Consider the following 18,138-nt stretch of genomic DNA (forward strand, 5'->3'; position numbering starts at 1 on the left):
CGGTTTACACGCACGATTGTTGCGCTACCGCGCACGATCACGAAAGGGCCGGGGTGGTCGCTTTGCGTCCTTCCTGGCATCCTGGGTAATACGGGGGGCAAAGGCGTGAATGATCCCCAGCTACAGGTCGCCAAAGGGGTCCGCACCTAGAATGTCCGCACCTTTTGACACCGTCAGCATTCGCGAGTTCGCCCGGCTGGACGGGTGCAGCGATAAGCTGGTCCGACGGGCAATAAGCGAAGGAAAACTTCGGCTTTCAGCCGACGGCAAGCTCGATCCGGCACTCGCCGGCACGGGCTGGCGGCGGACCAATCGGAGGACCGCAAAGCGTGCGGACAAGGTGCGGACACCGCGCAAATATCCGCACCTGTTGTCCGCACCTCGAAGCGCGACGCAAAAGTGTCCGCACCTGCGGACGAGACCCTCGATCCGCTGCGGCTCGACGACGAGGACTTCATTGCCGAAGTCTTGGCTGGCAGGTTCGCCCTCACCGGCGAAGCTGAGCGGGTAAAGGAAAACGGCCTTGCCGCCCGAAGCCTGCTGGCAGCCCGACGTGAGGCCGGCGACGTCATCGATCTCGAAGTCGCCGAGACCCTGCTGTTCAACATGGCGCGGTCGGTGGGAGATGCCTGGCTCAACTGGCCGTCGCGCGTCTCGCCACTGATCGCTGCATCACTGGGGATCTCTGTCGAGCCGCTGCTGGAGGCGCTGAACGACCATGTCCAGCAGCACCTCGCGTCTCTCGGCGAGCCGGAAGCCGACTTCGCAAACGCCGAGTAAGGACGAACGGCTAGAACGATCGTGGCGCCGGGGCATGACGCCCCCGCCATGGATCAGCGTTCCCGAATGGGCCGACCGGTTTCGCAAGCTGGCCCCGGAGGCGGGATCGACGTCAGGCGACTGGTCGACCCGAACCGTAGAGATCGCGCGCGGGCCGATGCTCGCGGTGACCGAGCTCGGTGTGGTTTCCACGCGATGATCGGCACGGGCAGCATTTACAAAGGGGGCGCAACGATGGCGGCTATACTACCTGTTGCCGCTGCTGCGCTGACAGAGAAGGGGGCGACGATCGCGACGTCGGTACCGGTAATCTAGCATTTCCTCGGCTATCCATTCGAAGCAGCTGGAATGATTGAGGCGCTGTTCGCGTGCTTCGCCGCACGCTTTTGGATCGGTGCCGCCCAGTCCGTCCGGCATGAGCACCGCTGGAGCCTTGATATTCCGGTCACCGGCATGGCGCTGGCAGTGTCCGCGGCGATCGTGATCGCGATGCGTCCCGAACCATTGGGCGGGCTGCTATACCGCGCCGGGCTGGGCGTGCTCGACGAGGGCATCTTAAAGATCGCCGAGAAGTATCTGCAGAAGGCTGGCGCCGTGTTCGGTGTCGAAACGATTGATAAACCTGCGAAGTAACGACCCGACCCACGGGGGCGTGGGGGCGGGCCGACCGGCTTGGAAGAACGCCCCGGCGAGGGCAGAACCTTCCGACGCGGATATCGGCCCCTCACAAACCGAATAATTAGCGCGACTGTAGCGAAGGGGCTCGACGCTTTAGGCGGCCAACCTGTCTGAAAAACATGCTGTGAAAACAAACAGGCTGGCCGCTTGCAGGACTAGTCAATGGACCTGCGCCGGCACGGTGGGAGCGTTGCCGGCCACCGCGTCTAGGCCCGCCCTCCAGAGGCGATGTTAACCCTAATCACTATGGAAGGAATAAACATGCCGACGGCATCACAGCCGGCGACCGCCTCTGCGCGCTTGACGCATGGGCTGACGTCGCCGGACAAATTCTTCGCGACAATTCGACCGCTGTTCGGGACGACGACGCAAGCGCAGCTCGAGAGCATCCAGGCGAAGCTTACCGCGTTTGCCGCGCAGGGCTTGCCCGTCGCGTACGTGGCGTATGGGCTTGCCACCTCGTTTCACGAGACCGCTCAGAAGATGCAGCCGGTCCCAGAGATCGGCCGCGGCCACAACTATCCATATGGCAAGCCTGGGAGGCATGGCGGCCAAGTCGCGTACGGCCGCGGCGATGTCCAGCTGACGCACGACTATAACTACGAGCGCGCGGACGACGAGCTCGGACTGAAGGGCGCGCTGACGTCGAACTACGACCGGGCGATGGAGACCGAGATCTCCGCGCAGATCATGGCCCTTGGCAAGACTGAGGGCTGGCTCATCGGGAAGCGGTTCGCCAGCTACCTGCCGGCGAAGGGACCAGCGACAAACGTACAGTTCACGTCGGCGCGGCGCATCATCAACGGGATCGACCGTGCCGAGAAGGTCGCCGGGTACGCCATGTCGTTCCAGGCGGCTTTGGTTGCTGGGCAGTGGAGCTAAAATCCTGCGCGATTAGCAAAACTGTCGCGCTCATCACGGCCATTAAACCGTCAAGTCAGTGCAGAAACGATCAGGCCGATCAACATCCAAGCCAACGCGCCGGCGAGTGCTCCAATGACGAGCCCGCTCATTTGTGGAGCTTTCAACGCCTCGCGATGATCGGCACGTTTCTCAGAGTCGTCCAGCATCAGGTTCTCCAATCGTGCCGCCATCGATCTGACGCTTGGCTAACCACCTGTGTTCCCAAAAGAATTAACCAACTTCTCCGCTCCCTTGAAAGGACCACGATTGCCTCCCACTGCGTTAGGCATGAGCATCAGTCTATATCGGTCCCATCTTTGATGATTCTTGGTTTTCGCTGTCGGTACTATGGGGCGCGCCGCTGGTAATGATGTTCAGCGTCGCCCTCGGCTGCGCGGTATCCCCAAGTTTCCGCAGGATCGTCCGCAGGTTTGTAGAAATTTAGGTATCGCCGCGTCATCTACCAAGGCAGAGATGACGCCGCGACGGTCGCCAACCTCAGTCCTTTTCCTGACCGTCTCAAGCGGAAACGATGAAATCTGAGGATGCGAGGCAAACGATACCATCGTGCAGCTCGGCACGTTCTCGGCCAGCGTTACCTTTTCGGGTGTTCGAAACGATAAGGTTATAAACTTTACGCGCTTCCACGCTTGCGTTGTGACGCTCTCGAACCTAAGATTTACCAGCTTCGCCCATTTGAGCGCAGACTTCGATTGGCGCTGCCATGCATTCAGCCATTGCTGCTGCTACCGCATTAACCGATCCGGCTGCAAACAGCCACCCGGTCTGACCTGCTCCCCGTTTTCAGGCCGCTGATAACTTAGCTTCGGTGTTCATATGCCCCTGGCGGGGGCGGTTCGTAAACTCGGCGGGTGCCATCCCGCCAAGACTGCTGTGCGGACGCACGGTGTTGTAGTCCGTCCGCCATGCCTCGATGATCCGTCTCGCCGCAGCCAGCGAGGGGAACAGGTGTTCGTTCAGACACTCGTCGCGCAAGCGACCATTGAACGATTCCACAAAGCCACTCTGCTGCGGCTTCCCCGGGGCGATGTAGTGCCACTCGACCCCGGTGTCCTGACACCAGGCGAGGACGGCATGACTGGTCAGCTCGGTGCCGTTGTCGCTGACCACCATGCACGGCAGCCCGCGACGCTCGGCGATGGCGCTCAGCTCGCGAACAACCCGCCGACCCGACAGCGAGGTGTCGACGATGCATCCCAGGCATTCCCGGCTGTAGTCGTCGATGACGTTGAGCATGCGGAACCGCCGGCCGCAGGCCAACGATTCCGATACGAAGTCGAGCGACCAGCGCTGGTTGGGTTCTTGCGGGATCGCCATCGGCGCCCGCGTGCCCAGCGCGCGCTTGCGACCGCCACGCTTGCGCACCGTCAGTCGCTCCTCGCGATACAGCCGATACACCTTCTTCAGGTTCATGCCCTTGCCCTCCCGCTTGAGCAGGATCGCCAGCCGTCGATAGCCGAAGCGACGACGTTCATTCGCGATCTCGCGCATCCGCTCGCGGACAGCATCGTCCTTCCCGCGAAGCGGCTCATATTGCCACGCCGACCGGTTGACCCCGATCAGCCTGCAGGCGCGACGCTCGGAGAAGCTGTGGTCGGCCATCAGCTTCTCCACCGCAGCGTAGCGATCTCCAGACCGGGTCAGTTTTTTCCAGCAGATCCTTCAGCGCCGACACGTCGAGCATCGACTCCGCCAGCAGCTTCTTCAGCCGGCGGTTCTCGTCCTCGAGCGCCCGCAACCGCGCCGCGTCCGACACGGTCATCCCGCCGTACTTCGCCTTCCAGTTGTAGAACGTCGCGTCACTGATCCCATGCTTCCGGCACAGCTCGGCGGTCTTCACGCCGGCCTCATGCTCGCGCAGCACGCCAATGATCTGATCCTCGGTAAATCGGCCTCGCCGCATCACTCGTCTCCATCTGACGAGCTAACTTACCAATGGCATGAATTCTGGGGAGCAGGTCAATAGGCGGGTGGAGTGCTTGAAGTGCGCCCGAACGACTTGGTGAAATTGGACCTCGATCCGAAGAACCCGTTCGACGAAAACGCGGTCGCCGCCTCGACCGATTCAGGCGAACTATCTGGATTGGCGAACATACCGCCTACGACCTATCAGGGCTCTCACCGCCAGCATCGACTGTAGGAAGTGGCTGAATATCCTCTCTTGTCATTTTACCCAACTGCTGCGCGTTCAGTTCGATCGTCCGCTGTTTATCGATGACAAGCGCAGCGGCTAGCGCGTCACCTGACAGCGGGTCAAGGATCCAGCCAGACGACCCCTTTCGCTCAGGAACGGGTTTTTCTAACTCTGGTGCAGCCCTAGTTCGATAACCTGCTACGATTGTGCTCCGCGGCGCTATCATGGGTTGGGCTGGCACCGGCAAAACGCGTGCGGTCGGAGCCAACTGCTCTGCCGCCGGCACTGCTAAGGATACTTGAATCTTCCTATTACTAGGAGTCGGCTTTAACGTTTGTCCTGCCGTCAACACGTATGCCGCACCGCCTAAAAACGCCGCTGTGAGTGCGGCAACTCCAATAACGATGCCTGAGCGATCAGGGACCAAGCTCCTAGGCTCAGGCTGAAGATGTCTGGGCGCATACCGGTCGCGCAAATCCGCGACCGCTGCGTGTGCAGGCGATGGATAAAGCCGATCGAACTTTTCGATGTCCATTACTGGCTACCCGGATAACGGTGTGGAAAGTTGGTCACCCGTTCAGTAACGCGCAAGTGTGGCATATGGACGAACTCACCACCTCAATCGTCGGAATCGACTTTTCAAACGAGGGCGGGGGCAAGAGCAACAGGCGGATGGAGTCCATGATGTGCGCCCCGGGTGATCTGGTGGAATTGCGTCTTGAGCCAAAGAATACGTTCGACGAGAACGCGGTCGCCGGCTGGAGCGATCGCGGCAAGGAACTGGGCTACGTCAGCGCCGAGCGTGCGCCCCTGATCGGCAAGCGGATGAAGGAAGACGACGCGACCGCGGTCTTTCAGGCGATGCACAGGAATAGGGCCTATATCCGGATCCGGTTCGGAGGCGGATTACCTACTCTGGACGACCCAGTTCCTGATGTTCTAAAGCCTCAACCTCCCCGTCGGATGCGATCAGGGCCGCGGCCGGTGTACTATCCTCACGCCTTTACCAGACGAAGACGGTCTCGAGTTCAGCGCTTAACATTAGGTTGTTGACCCCGCTTCACCTATGTCAGGAGGATGAAGCCCAGCAAATTCGTCTCGCACTATGAGCGAATGTTGGGTCGCCCCCTGGTATCTGACGAGCTCGCCGCGATCGCTGCGGCCCGTGAGAAGAGCGACGGCAAACGGGATGCCGTCAAATCAATGCGTGCTGCGCTGCTTGAGGTCGCACCTGCTGCGCGCGCCGGTTACCGAGCACTCAACCTGATCTGACTGCCGGCGTACAATCCCCACGCTTTCTATCCAATTTCTAATAGGCCGGAATGGGACGCCTGATCTCAACGGAGTGCGCGCAGGTGTTAGCATTCGTACCGCCCCGGCTTCTACGCTTTGCAAAAGACATATTGTGGGTCGCCATCGCGTTGCTCGCGGTCACAGGGCACTCGCCATTGCAAAGGATTCTGCGGCAGCTCCATCGTGGCAGGTAATGCTCGGCCTATTCCTCGGCACTGCCCTGCGCTGCGCATTCACGCTCGAGAAAAAATCTCCCCGCGTTCTATCCTAATGAGGAAAGGCCTGAGTTCGGGCACTGATCGAGAATGCGTGCCTGTGCCAGCCGAAGCCGTTTGCGTGCAATTCCACTCGTACTGACCCGAATTACACTCGGATTGAGGCATCGTTTTTGCCCTGTTGATCTAGGTGCCGCAGATGGCTCCCATGCTGTTTCCGCCGGATTTCAATCTGATCGACCTAGAGGCTTCTCGCCGACATCACGTCATGCTGGCAGCACTGGCAGTGACCGCACCGGTGATGGAACTTCATATGAATCTCGCCCAATTTTACGAAGAGCGAGTGATCGCACTTCTGCAGGCGACGGGGCGGCCGGCGCATCACGGCGACCGGCGTTTAAAGCTCGTCGACGGCTGATCGAACGCAGCCGCCGCCACGATTTTCCGGTCCGCACGGTTTCTATCGTGATGAAGGGCCTGAGTTGACGCCTGACTTTAGTCGGCAGCGGCCAACCACTGCAGATGGTTCACGACTTCGTCGGGGAGCGGATTGGCCACGTCAAAGCCAAACTCAAATTGGTAGGCCCAAGCCACCCATCCTGAGTATCGAGCGAACGCCGGGATGTCGACCGCGAGAAATCGGCCAATCGTTGTCGGGTATCCGGAGCGGATCCGAAAGCCATGCGTCGAAACATCAAGAAGGGTCGCAGAAAACCGCTCACCCCCAGAGGCGATCAAGAATGCAGGCAGGTGGATAGGACGCCGGACGGCGACGCGTTCATCGGTCGGGTGCCGACCGGGCTTAAGGGCTGTATTCTCATGCAAATTCATCAGCCCTTCGATCGCAGAAAGGCGTGAAAGCTCGGTTAACTACATGCCACAGCGAGGCCGGTTCACGATCCCCACGCGTTCTATCCTGATGAGGAAGGTCCCGAGTTCGGGGCATAGGGAGGGCAGATTATCATGTCATCGGTGAGATCGAAGCGCGCTGCACATCCCTCCCGAAAGCCCACCATCCACTCCGTGAAGGCTATCGACCCTTTAATATAACGGCAATCTCGGGACGTTCCGCCTGACAGGCCAACGTCCTCCCCAGCGATGAAATATCGCGACGAGCGCAATGGTACATTTGGATCAGGAGGAGCCGGCATATCGCAATATACTGACGACGCCGAAGGGATGCATAGGGCTTATCTGGCGGCATCCTGCAGAAATCTGGCTGCTCATTCCTCGGGAATCTATCCTGATAAGGAATGGCCGGAGTTCGACGCTTAAACGTTGCGCCTACCCCCAGCTTCGCAACCGCCGGTAGGTCTTCGTATCGTCAGCTCGTTTCGTAGAGGCCAAATAGCCAGGCTTTCTGAACAGCTACCCGGTGATCCTGGGCTTAAGTTCGAATACGGCTATACCAGCCACACATGAAAAAATTCATCGGTATGGTATATTGCATGGTATGTGGCAGGGGCGGCCCAAAAACTTTAGTGTAAATTGAACGGCTAACGTCACTCAATATGATGGCTGCCCGCTCCACTGTCCGGTCGTCGTAGTGGCTCGTCCCCAGGGCGGCATCGATACGGTTGTCGCAGAACGCCTCCATAGAGCGGATGCCTGCGGTGACACCGTAGGCATCCACGATCACGGCCCAGCTCTCGTCCGAGTCGAGGCGGGCCTTCACGTCGAGCAGATCGCCGAGAAGCGCGTCAGCGAAGCCGTCGCCGAGCAGGGTCTTGATCGAAGAGGCTCGCCCCCGGTCCTGGAGTAGCGTGTTGATCTCCTTCGTCAGCCTCCCCTGATCCCCGTCCAACTTGAGCCGGCTGGATATCCCAAGGAGGTGGGTGATCGCGTTCGTGAGCGACCCGCCGGAGCCCTTTGCGCCGGAGCCGCCTCCGCCGATCGATCCGCTCCCGCCGCCGAAGCTCGCCGTTCCCATCAGCTGGCCTCCTCCCAGATTTCTGCCGCAGTCTTCCTGGCCCAGCCGTACGGCAGCATCGCCACCCTCGGCCCGGCCGCGAACTGCGGCCACCTTTGAGAATCTTCGACGGCAAGAATGTCCCCGGCGGCCGCAGTCAGCGCCGCGTCGCGCGTATCGTCGTGACTCAGCAAACCGTGGTTCCGGTTGATCGCCGCTATATTCTCCTTCACCAGCGCGCGCGCGTGCGGGGTCGTCCGCGGCTCCCCGAAGGAATAGGGCGTTGGTGGCGCGAAGCCTCGCCCGGATCGCGACCCGCACGGCCCATGCGTGGTCAAACAGGTCCAGCGCCCGAACAAGCCGATCGAAACGGTCCCAGGCGAAGGCCGCGCGACCGTGCGCGATCCCGGACCAGAAGAGCCGCATCGCCGAGATCGCCGCCAGGAGCGGATAGCCCTCCTTTGCCTCATCGGTAACCAGGCCAACGAGTATGGAGGTCGCGGCGGCCTCGTCTCCAGCCGCCTCGGCGATCCGGGCGAGAGTGTAGTCGATGTCCGCCGCGACTTCGCCGAGGCCGCTTTCCTCCGCCACATCCCGGCCCGCGTTCAGCATCTGCTCCAGCCGATCGCGTATCGCGCCGTCGATCGGCCGCAGTGCGGGATCGAGGAGGCATTCCGCACCATTGCGGGAGCAGGTCGCAAAGAGACGCGCGTCATCCACTTCCTGGTGCGGCCCCGTCCCCAGCCGTTCCCTGATGTCGTCGTAGACCGCCAGCGCCTCGTCATACTGGTGATCGAAGTATTGGCGGATCGTCTTCTGGCGAGCGGCGGCGCCTGGAGTGAGGCTGCTTGCGAGCTCGTCGGTCGAGAATCTGCCGGCGGTCGGCCGGCGTCGCGCGGCTGGCTTGCCAGCGACTGTCCGGCCTGTTCGCTGGTCGGCGACGCTTTGATCGCGCCCGTATAGGCTGTCTGCCTGTTCCCAGCGTCTCGGCGCCTGCCCCATCACCTGGACGAACAGCTGCTTTCGCGATCGCTGCCCGAAAGCAGACTGGCCGCAATCCACCAGGAAACGGCCGGTTAGCCCCCCTGCCCCATCAAATGTACGAACGGCTGTTTACCGGAGTCGCCGCCCGAGAACGGCCGGGCCGCTTTCCACCAAATGCGGACGGTCGTGTTTCGTCACGGCGATCCGCCACACAATTGATATCCGCACGCCCGATCGATCAGACAAGGCCCCGTGCGCGTTGATGTCTTGGACGATGCGCCGCCACGACCGACTTCATTGCTTTGAACGGCGAAATTCCTGAAATCTTTCCTCCGCTTGTCTCTTGTCCACCGCGTCCCGCCTCATGTTCCAATCGACGGCATCACCACCAGCGCGGCAGGCAAAGCATTGCCATGCCGTGTCAGTCGCGTGGAGGCTGCGGGTTGCATCGGGATGCCACGGACAGGCGCCACGGAGCCGGTCATCTCCATCGACGAATGGTTGCAGCTAGACGGTCTGGCTAATCAGCCCGACCACCGCATCGCGCGTTGATCCGTCGCGCGATGAGAACGTATTGTTCTCCATGTTCGCCTGCCTCGTCCAGATCGCCGATCTGTATGCTGGACCATCATTTCGGTTGGTTCATCACAACGATCGCCGATCCAGAGCAACCAAGAAACGCGGATTGGGTCGGTGTCGGCATCAGCGATGACCCCGCCCCGCTCGAACGCACGGTGCAGAGATTGCATGAACGATCGGCGCCAAGATCAGAATGAGGCGCTGCGCAATTTGCCCCCCGCGACCGCAGCGAGGAGCGGGTGGCCGAACACAATCCTCCGATCCTCACGAACGATGTTTCCGTCTTCCGGGTGCCAGGTGAACACTGCGGAGCGTGCAACCTGACCGCGCTCGATCCGGGACAATTGCGACGCGGAGACGCCGCTACGGCGGGCAAGCTCGGCGAGCGTCCAACCAAGCCGTCGGCGTCCCCATCGGAGAGATTCTGCAAAGATAAACTTGCTGACCATCCTGGGGGTGTCGCGCATCCGGGGATGAGACCCCGTGTTTGATCCAACCTCCGCCACTTGTGCCCAGTCCAATTCAAAGATCGCCATCATTCGCTTGAGCGTCTCGGAACGGGGCCACGCTTTTCCGTTCTCGATCCGCGACAGCGCAACCCGACCGATCCCGACCCGCGCCGCGAAAACCTTCGGCGCGATCGGCTCGCCCATTCCCGCCTCGCCTTGTCGATAGCTCCGTATGATCTCACCCAAATCGGCACGAAGCCCGCCAAAGCCTGCAGGCAGACGCATGCGGGGACGCGGACGTGCGCAAGACATTGAGAGCATTTACCGATTTTGTATCGTTGATGCACGCTAGATAACAACCATCCCAAAACGTCAGCATGGTCGCTGTGCAAATCGAGTGGGTGGAAGACGAGAAGGCGCAGGAGGCGCTTGCCGATCTCGTCCGGCTGCTCGCGCATCAGGCAGCAAGAGAGGCTCATCGGGAAGCGCGGGATTCCCGGCGCCTCGAAGTTATGAAAGAATAAGTCATGCTGACTCCCCTACCCCGCCGCATCGCGCTCTACGGCCGTCACTCGACCATCATGCAGACCGCGTCATCAAGCGCTGATCAGGTTGCGGCCTGTGCACCGCTGGTCAGCTTTCTGGGCGGAAACGTCGTGGCGACCCAGCTTGATCCTCAGTTGTCAGGTTATCGCCGCAATCGCCCAGGACTACAGCTGTTGCTGCGCGCAGCGGAAGCTGGCGAAATCGACATCATCGTCTGCGAGTCGCTCGACCGGCTGGCGCGTGATGCAGAAGACGTGGCCTGGCTGGGCAAGAAGCTCGCCTATCACCGCGTCCAGCTCCACACGGTTAGCGAAGGCCATGTCGACGAGATCAAATTCGCAGTGGCAGGGCTACTCGGATCGATCTTCCTGAAGCATCTCGTCGACAAGACGCTGCGTGGCATGGAGGCAGCCGTGCTTGCGGGGCGGTTCGCCGGAGGGCGTGCATATGGATACAAGCGGATGGTGCGGCTCGATGCGAGCGGAGAGGTTCAACGCGGGCTGCTCGAAATTGACGAAGCGCAGGCCGAGGTGGTGGGCCGCATCTTCGCATGGTTCGCCGCGGGGTTGTCCTCTATTCAGATCGCCACCCGGCTGAACGACGAGGGCGTGCCGGGCCCCCGTGGTGGGGAGTGGAACGCCTCGACGATCCGAGGCGATCCCGCCAAACTCGTCGGCATCCTCAACAACCCGCTCTATGTGGGACGCCTAGTATGGGGGCGCCGGGAGTGGCGCAGGAACCCCGACAGTGAGAAGCGCGAACGCCGCTATCGGCTCCGTGACCAGTCTGAGTGGGTCGAGGTTGCGGTCCCTGACCTGCGGATCATCGACGATACTGTTTTCGAGGCCGCGCGCGATGAAATCGAACGCCGCAAGCGCCCGGCAACCGCATCGTCGACGGTCGGCAGCAAGCGCGCAAAGCATCTCCTGTCCGGGCTAATCCGCTGCGGTTGCTGCGGGGCAAACTATACGATCAGCGGGAAGGATTATTACCGCTGCGCTGGTCAGAAGGAGCGAGGCACGTGCGGTAATCGTGTTTCCGTGCGCAAGGAACCTCTGGAGGCCGCGACGCTGGCGGTTCTGCAGGAGCATCTGCTGACCGAGAACCATGTGCGCCTATTTATAGAAGAATTCGAGCACGAGATGCAGCGATTGGGCCGCCAGGACGCGGGCATGGAGCACGCAGCTCAACACCGCCTCAAGCAGGTCACTACTGAACTCGACAATCTGTACCAGAACCTGCTCGCTGGCATTGCCAGTCCGGTGCTCCGGGCGATGATCGCGGAGCGAGAGGCGGAGAAGGAGCGGCTGGAGGCACAAAGAGTTGCAACCACTACCGGGAAACCGATCGTAGTCTCCCTGCCCCACCCGGTGCTTGTGGACCGCTTCCGGAGCAAGGTTGCGGCACTCCGCCAGTCGCTCGACGACGAAGCGATCCGGACCGAGGCTGCGGCAGTGATGTCGACGCTCATCGAAAGCGTGACGATCTGCCCCGACGAACCCGGCGGCCCGGAGGCGGAGGTGGTCGCCAAAGTATCGGACCTGCTAGCCTGGGCCACAAACGACAACGCCGCCCCAAGGGGCGGCGTGATGTCGAGTTCTGTAGTGGTGGTTGCGGGGACAGGATTTGAACCTGTGACCTTCAGGTTATGAGCCTGACGAGCTACCGGGCTGCTCCACCCCGCGACATTCGCTTTCGCGAAGGGGGTATGAGACATGGTGAATGGGTTTTAAGCGTTCTGTTTGCGTATTGCCGCACGGGCTTCAATGCCTGGCGACGACCTACTCTTCCATCGCTTGAGCGATAGTACCATTGGCGCAGTCGGGTTTCACGGCCGAGTTCGGAATGGGATCGGGTGGGACACCGACGCTATAGCCACCAGGCAATGGAGCCGGTGCGACGATACGTTGGGGAATGCTTTGGGTACCCCGTCGGCGCTTTCGCTGGGACGGGGCTTAAAATCGATACCGTGCACATATTGGTTGCCAGCCTCTCGGAACACCGAGTGCTGGTGTATTTGTAGTTGGTACCAATCCCTCGACGGCGAGGGGATTGGCAATCTGGCGTCGTCTTAATCATCCGCACGCATCGTTTGTCGCTACTGGTGACCCAGTGTTGTCATTGATGGTGTGAGACTCTCAAGCGCGAATAGAGCAATTAGTATCGGTTAGCTCCATGCGTTACCGCACTTCTACATCCGATCTATCAACGTCGTGGTCTCCGACGGCTCTATGAAATCTTATCTCGAGGGAGGCTTCCCGCTTAGATGCTTTCAGCGGTTATCCCGTCCATACATAGCTACCCAGCTGCGCTCCTGGCGGAACGACTGGTACACCAGAGGTATGTTCAACCCGGTCCTCTCGTACTAGGGTCAACTCCTCTCAAATTTCGACGCCCACGGCAGATAGGGACCAAACTGTCTCGCGACGTTCTGAACCCAGCTCACGTACCACTTTAATTGGCGAACAGCCAAACCCTTGGGACCTGCTCCAGCCCCAGGATGTGATGAGCCGACATCGAGGTGCCAAACAACCCCGTCGATATGAGCTCTTGGGGGTTATCAGCCTGTTATCCCCGGCGTACCTTTTATCCGTTGAGCGATGGCCCTTCCACGAGGGACCACCGGATCACTATGACCGACTTTCGTCTCTGCTCGACTTGTCAGTCTCGCAGTCAGGCGGGCTTATGCCATTGCACTCTAACAGACGGTTTCCGACCGTCCTGAGCCCACCATTGCGCGCCTCCGTTACTCTTTAGGAGGCGACCGCCCCAGTCAAACTACCCGCCACAGAGGGTCCCTGTTCCGGCTTACGGAACGAGGTTAGACATCAGAAACAAACAGGGTGGTATTTCACCTATGGCTCCACATCAGCTGGCGCCGATGCTTCAAAGCCTCCCACCTATGCTACACAGTTTCTTCCTAATGCCACTCTGAAGCTGCAGTAAAGGTGCACGGGGTCTTTCCGTCTAACCGCGGGTACTCCGCATCTTCACGGAGAATTCAATTTCGCTGAGCATGTCCTGGAGACAGTGGGGAAGTCGTTACGCCATTCGTGCAGGTCGGAACTTACCCGACAAGGAATTTCGCTACCTTAGGACCGTTATAGTTACGGCCGCCGTTTACCTGGGCTTCATTTCAGAGCTTGCACCCCTCCACTTAACCTTCAGGCACCGGGCAGGCGTCAGGCCCTATACGTCGTCTTGAAGCCGACTTAGCAGAGCCCTGTGTTTTTGCTAAACAGTCGCTACCCCCTGGCCTGTGCCCCCTCAAAGTGCTTGCGCATAGTGAGGGCCTCCTTCTTCCGAAGGTACGGAGGCAATTTGCCGAGTTCCTTCAGGACACTTCTCTCAAGCGCCTTGGTATACTCTACCTGACCACCTGTGTCGGTTTCGGGTACGGTCTATACGGTGGGGCTATTTCCTGGAACCATTTCGAAGCCATCCCAATCCGATAAGGGATGACAACACACATGATCCGTCACACACCACCAGGCCCACGAATATTAACGTGGTTCCCATCGACTACCCCCTTCGGGCTCGTCTTAGGGGCCGGCTCACCCTGCGCGGATTAGCCTTGCGCAGGAACCCTTGGTCTTTCGGCGAGAGGGCATCTCACCCTCTTTATCGCTACTCATGTCTGCATTCGCACTTCCGATACCTCCACGACCCATTACCAGATCGCTTCACAGGCTTACGGAACGCTCCGCTACCGCGTACCACATAAGTGGCACACCCTAAGCTTCGGCACGTATCTTGAGCCCCGTTACATCTTCGCCGCAGGACCTCTTGTTTAGACCAGTGAGCTGTTACGCTTTCTTTAAAGGATGGCTGCTTCTAAGCCAACCTCCTGGTTGTTTTGGAAGTCCCACATGCTTTCCCACTTAGATACGATTTGGGGGCCTTAGCTGTAGGTCAGGGCTGTTTCCCTTTTGACGACGGACCTTAGCACCCGCCGTCTGTCTCCCGCATATCACTCTTAGGTATTCGGAGTTTGGTTAGGTTTGGTAGATCTCGCGACCCCCTAGCCCATCCAGTGCTCTACCCCCTAAGGTGTTCGTGCGAGGCACTACCTCAATAGTTTTCGCGGAGAACCAGCTATTTCCCGGCTTGATTGGCCTTTCACCCCTAAACACAACTCATCCGGTAACTTTTCAACGTTAATCGGTTCGGACCTCCAGTGCATGTTACTGCACCTTCATCCTGGTCATGCCTAGATCGCCGGGTTTCGGGTCTAATACATCAAACTCTGGCGCCCTATTCAGACTCGCTTTCGCTGCGCCTACACCTATCGGCTTAAGCTTGCTTGATACATTAAGTCACAGACCCATTATGCAAGAGGTACGCTGTCAGGCCATAAAAGCCCTCCAACTGCTTGTAGGCAATCCGTTTCAGGTACTGTTTCACTCCCCTCATCGGGGTGCTTTTCACCTTTCCCTCACGGTACTAGTTCGCTATCGGTCACATACGAGTATTTAGGCTTGGAGGGTGGTCCCCCCATGTTCAGACAGAATTTCACGTGTTCCGCCCTACTCGAGTCCTGAATTCTCACTTTCGTATACGGGGCTGTCACCCGCTATGGCGTCACTTTCCAGAGACTTCTACTAGTTGAAATTCAGGCACTGGCCTGGTCCGCGTTCGCTCGCCACTACTAACGGAATCTCGGTTGATGTCTTTTCCTCCAGCTACTGAGATGTTTCAGTTCGCCGGGTTCGCTTCACGAAGCCTATGTATTCAGCTAAGTGATACCTAACCTAATTAACTCGACCTGTGCGTTACCGCGCAAGTAGAATTAATCGGGATAGGTGGGTTTCCCCATTCGGAAATCGTCGGGTCAAAGCTTGCTCACAGCTCACCGACGCTTATCGCAGCGTGCCACGTCCTTCATCGCCTGTATGTGCCAAGGCATCCACGAATTGCCCTTACCTCACGCTTGAGAGTCCACACCACCAACGACATCACTGGGTGCGTTCCGAAGAACGTCACCAACTCGGCAGAGCAGTGCGCGTTAGCTTTTGTCAGGTGCGGATGATTATAATCTCAGCCAGATTATTAGTTATGATGATGTCGATATCTGGAGCCTCGAACCGCTCGCTTGGCTCGCTGACGCCGAAGCGCTCACGAACCGCCGAAGCAATCCTCGTCCCCAAAATCGAGCACCTCACGGCATCGATTTTAAAAACCCATTCACAATGTCAAATACGACGGGCGTACCCGTCAATCACCGTGCTCTCGCACGGCGAACCGTTTCTCTTCATCTCTAGGTTGTGGCTGATGGTGCGTTACTCGCGAGCCCGTCAGTCGCGGCGAAGCCGCGCCTTGTGGGCGCGCTTCTCGGCGCTGGCCGTTCTTGGATACGTGCGCGGCAGCTTTGCTGCCTCGTCTCGTATCCTGCGAAATGGTGGAGCCTATCGGGATCGAACCGATGACCTGATGCTTGCAAAGCAACCGCTCTCCCAGCTGAGCTAAGGCCCCAAACGCACTTGTGTGTGGTGGGCCTAGGTGGATTCGAACCACCGACCTCACCCTTATCAGGGGTGCGCTCTAACCAACTGAGCTACAGGCCCACACCCGCTGCGCCCGTCAGACGCAGCAGAACTGCGCCCAAAAGGCGCGCTTCGCGCGCTGGCCGAGCTTGCCCACGTGCCAAATAGCAAAGCTATTCGTCTCGTGGACTAACCTAGTGATGAAGGGACATGAGGACGGCGGCTAATGTTCTTTGGAATGGAAGAAGCTCTTCCGACAGGGTGGCACCATAAGATGCGAGCCTATCAGCGCTTTCTGCCGATATCCTTAGAAAGGAGGTGATCCAGCCGCAGGTTCCCCTACGGCTACCTTGTTACGACTTCACCCCAGTCGCTAAACCCACCGTGGTCGCCTGCCTCTCTTACGAGTTAGCGCAACGCCTTCGGGTGAATCCAACTCCCATGGTGTGACGGGCGGTGTGTACAAGGCCTGGGAACGTATTCACCGCGGCATGCTGATCCGCGATTACTAGCGATTCCGCCTTCATGCTCTCGAGTTGCAGAGAACAATCCGAACTGAGACGGCTTTTGGAGATTAGCTCACACTCGCGTGCTTGCTGCCCACTGTCACCGCCATTGTAGCACGTGTGTAGCCCAGCGCGTAAGGGCCATGAGGACTTGACGTCATCCCCACCTTCCTCCGGCTTATCACCGGCGGTTCCTTTAAAGTGCCCAACTAAATGATGGCAACTAAAGGCGAGGGTTGCGCTCGTTGCGGGACTTAACCCAACATCTCACGACACGAGCTGACGACAGCCATGCAGCACCTGTGTGCAGGTCCCCGAAGGGAAGAAATCCATCTCTGGAAGTCGTCCTGCCATGTCAAACGCTGGTAAGGTTCTGCGCGTTGCTTCGAATTAAACCACATGCTCCACCGCTTGTGCAGGCCCCCGTCAATTCATTTGAGTTTTAACCTTGCGGCCGTACTCCCCAGGCGGATAACTTAATGCGTTAGCTGCGCCACCCAAACACCAAGTGTCCGGACAGCTAGTTATCATCGTTTACGGCGTGGACTACCAGGGTATCTAATCCTGTTTGCTCCCCACGCTTTCGCACCTCAGCGTCAATACATGTCCAGTCAGCCGCCTTCGCCACTGGTGTTCTTCCGAATATCTACGAATTTCACCTCTACACTCGGAATTCCACTGACCTCTCCATGATTCAAGCGATGCAGTCTAAAAGGCAATTCCAGAGTTGAGCTCTGGGCTTTCACCTCTTACTTACAAAGCCGCCTACGTGCGCTTTACGCCCAGTAATTCCGAATAACGCTAGCTCCCTCCGTATTACCGCGGCTGCTGGCACGGAGTTAGCCGGAGCTTATTCTCCCGGTACTGTCATTATCATCCCGGGTAAAAGAGCTTTACAACCCTAAGGCCTTCATCACTCACGCGGCATTGCTGGATCAGGCTTTCGCCCATTGTCCAATATTCCCCACTGCTGCCTCCCGTAGGAGTCTGGGCCGTGTCTCAGTCCCAGTGTGGCTGATCATCCTCTCAGACCAGCTAAGGATCGTCGGCTTGGTGCGCCTTTACCACACCAACTACCTAATCCTACGCGGGCTCATCCCTCGGCGATAAATCTTTGGACTTACGTCGTCATCCGGTATTAGCAGTCGTTTCCAACTGTTATTCCGAACCAAGGGGCAGATTCCCACGCGTTACGCACCCGTGCGCCACTAACTACCCGAAGGTAATTCGTTCGACTTGCATGTGTTAGGCATGCCGCCAGCGTTCATTCTGAGCCATGATCAAACTCTCAAGTTTATGTCACCAGCCAATCGCAGTGGAATTCCACGATCAACCAGTTCATCTCAAGGAGCCGCTCTGCACAATATCTTTCAGACGACCGCCCCAGTGCGAACACCAAAACGACCGTCCATTACATATGGAATATGTGAAGGACATATGAGAACGACTTAGCTTTAAACGATACCCCGAACCCTTGAGGAGCCCGAGAACCGCAAGCCGCCGCCCACATGTCCCTTCATCTTAACCTACAATGTCAAAGAGCCGACAAAAATACCGACACTCGCATAACCTCCCCTTCCGAGAAAGCTTGCAGCATCTGGTTTTTTGCGACCACCGCGGTAACCACTAAGGCACTCCGCTGCGGTGACACCCCTCTA

The 18,138-nt window shown here is 58.9% G+C and carries 15 protein-coding genes, 3 tRNA genes and 3 rRNA genes; 9 read left to right on the forward strand and 12 right to left on the reverse strand.

Translation table 11 applies throughout. The features are described 5' to 3' along the window. Positions 1-399 precede the first annotated feature (399 nt). The 4 genes from QP181_RS08775 (at position 400) to QP181_RS08790 (ending at position 2,340) form a co-directional block, all read left to right on the forward strand. A complete protein-coding gene (locus tag QP181_RS08775; protein ID WP_333928288.1) occupies positions 400-780 on the forward strand; it encodes a hypothetical protein in 381 nt (126 codons plus the stop codon). Positions 781-814: 34 nt separating this feature from the next. Then, on the forward strand, positions 815-979 hold the full coding sequence (locus tag QP181_RS08780; RefSeq protein ID WP_333928289.1) for a hypothetical protein: 165 nt from the start codon (positions 815-817) through the stop codon (positions 977-979). Positions 980-1,128: 149 nt separating this feature from the next. Further along, the gene (locus QP181_RS08785) at positions 1,129-1,413 is read left to right on the forward strand and encodes a hypothetical protein (RefSeq protein WP_333928290.1); all 285 of its coding nucleotides are present in this window, start codon (positions 1,129-1,131) and stop codon (positions 1,411-1,413) included. 306 nt (positions 1,414-1,719) lie between these two features. After that, positions 1,720-2,340 (forward strand): hypothetical protein, encoded by a 621-nt coding sequence (locus tag QP181_RS08790; protein WP_333928291.1) that lies wholly within the window; start codon positions 1,720-1,722, stop codon positions 2,338-2,340. A gap of 50 nt (positions 2,341-2,390) precedes the next feature. Here QP181_RS08790 and QP181_RS08795 read toward each other — a convergent pair whose 3' ends face one another. Then, entirely contained in the window at positions 2,391-2,528 is a 138-nt protein-coding gene (locus tag QP181_RS08795) for a hypothetical protein (RefSeq protein ID WP_165886666.1), read from the reverse strand. Between the two features lie 637 nt (positions 2,529-3,165). Then, positions 3,166-4,285 (reverse strand): IS3 family transposase gene (locus QP181_RS08800; protein ID WP_333928292.1). Its coding sequence is split into 2 segments (ribosomal slippage): positions 3,166-4,033 and positions 4,032-4,285, totalling 1,122 coding nucleotides; the frame shifts between segments, so codons are not numbered across the junction. 831 nt (positions 4,286-5,116) lie between these two features. On the opposite strand from QP181_RS08800, the gene QP181_RS08805 reads away from it, so the two are divergent. The 3 genes from QP181_RS08805 to QP181_RS08815 all read left to right on the forward strand — a co-directional run bounded on the left by QP181_RS08805 (position 5,117) and on the right by QP181_RS08815 (position 6,442). Further along, positions 5,117-5,569 carry an HIRAN domain-containing protein gene (locus QP181_RS08805; RefSeq protein ID WP_333928293.1) on the forward strand — a complete coding sequence of 151 codons (453 nt, stop codon included), beginning with the start codon at positions 5,117-5,119 and terminating at the stop codon, positions 5,567-5,569. A gap of 24 nt (positions 5,570-5,593) precedes the next feature. Further along, a complete protein-coding gene (locus QP181_RS08810; protein WP_333928294.1) occupies positions 5,594-5,788 on the forward strand; it encodes a hypothetical protein in 195 nt (64 codons plus the stop codon). A 444-nt stretch (positions 5,789-6,232) separates the two neighbouring features. Next, a complete protein-coding gene (locus QP181_RS08815) occupies positions 6,233-6,442 on the forward strand; it encodes a hypothetical protein (RefSeq protein WP_333928295.1) in 210 nt (69 codons plus the stop codon). A 77-nt stretch (positions 6,443-6,519) separates the two neighbouring features. Here the strand turns inward: QP181_RS08815 and QP181_RS08820 are convergent, their stop codons facing one another. The 4 genes from QP181_RS08820 to QP181_RS08830 form a co-directional block, all read right to left on the reverse strand. Continuing rightward, positions 6,520-6,855: a PilZ domain-containing protein gene (locus tag QP181_RS08820; RefSeq protein WP_333928296.1), complete on the reverse strand. Its 336-nt coding sequence runs from the start codon at positions 6,853-6,855 to the stop codon at positions 6,520-6,522. A gap of 556 nt (positions 6,856-7,411) precedes the next feature. Beyond that, positions 7,412-8,995, reverse strand: a complete 1,584-nt coding sequence (locus QP181_RS08825; RefSeq protein ID WP_333928297.1) for a hypothetical protein — start codon at positions 8,993-8,995, stop codon at positions 7,412-7,414. 216 nt (positions 8,996-9,211) lie between these two features. Beyond that, entirely contained in the window at positions 9,212-9,424 is a 213-nt protein-coding gene (locus QP181_RS19995) for a CHC2 zinc finger domain-containing protein (RefSeq protein ID WP_443026951.1), read from the reverse strand. A 260-nt stretch (positions 9,425-9,684) separates the two neighbouring features. Continuing rightward, positions 9,685-10,149, reverse strand: coding sequence for a helix-turn-helix domain-containing protein (locus QP181_RS08830; protein WP_333928298.1), 465 nt, complete (start codon positions 10,147-10,149; stop codon positions 9,685-9,687). A gap of 173 nt (positions 10,150-10,322) precedes the next feature. On the opposite strand from QP181_RS08830, the gene QP181_RS08835 reads away from it, so the two are divergent. Continuing rightward, positions 10,323-10,469 carry a hypothetical protein gene (locus QP181_RS08835; RefSeq protein WP_333928299.1) on the forward strand — a complete coding sequence of 49 codons (147 nt, stop codon included), beginning with the start codon at positions 10,323-10,325 and terminating at the stop codon, positions 10,467-10,469. Between the two features lie 57 nt (positions 10,470-10,526). Further along, a complete protein-coding gene (locus QP181_RS20000) occupies positions 10,527-12,143 on the forward strand; it encodes a recombinase family protein (RefSeq protein ID WP_443027586.1) in 1,617 nt (538 codons plus the stop codon). Here the strand turns inward: QP181_RS20000 and QP181_RS08845 are convergent. The 6 genes from QP181_RS08845 to QP181_RS08870 all read right to left on the reverse strand — a co-directional run bounded on the left by QP181_RS08845 (position 12,100) and on the right by QP181_RS08870 (position 17,776). Further along, positions 12,100-12,176 (reverse strand) — tRNA-Met (locus QP181_RS08845). The two genes, QP181_RS20000 and QP181_RS08845, sit on opposite strands and share 44 nt — an antisense overlap. Positions 12,177-12,259: 83 nt before the next feature. Then, positions 12,260-12,374, reverse strand: a 5S ribosomal RNA gene (gene rrf / locus QP181_RS08850). Between the two features lie 254 nt (positions 12,375-12,628). Then, positions 12,629-15,424 (reverse strand): 23S ribosomal RNA (locus QP181_RS08855). A gap of 463 nt (positions 15,425-15,887) precedes the next feature. Further along, positions 15,888-15,963: transfer RNA gene (locus tag QP181_RS08860), tRNA-Ala, on the reverse strand. A 15-nt stretch (positions 15,964-15,978) separates the two neighbouring features. Beyond that, positions 15,979-16,055, reverse strand: a tRNA-Ile gene (locus tag QP181_RS08865). Between the two features lie 230 nt (positions 16,056-16,285). Next, a 16S ribosomal RNA gene (locus tag QP181_RS08870) occupies positions 16,286-17,776 on the reverse strand. The 16S, 23S and 5S rRNA genes sit together here with 3 tRNA genes alongside, the layout of an rRNA operon. Positions 17,777-18,138: the final 362 nt, after the last annotated feature.

Source organism: Sphingomonas sp. LR55 (genome assembly GCF_036856015.1).
In the GTDB taxonomy this organism is placed as follows: Bacteria; Pseudomonadota; Alphaproteobacteria; order Sphingomonadales; family Sphingomonadaceae; genus Sphingomonas.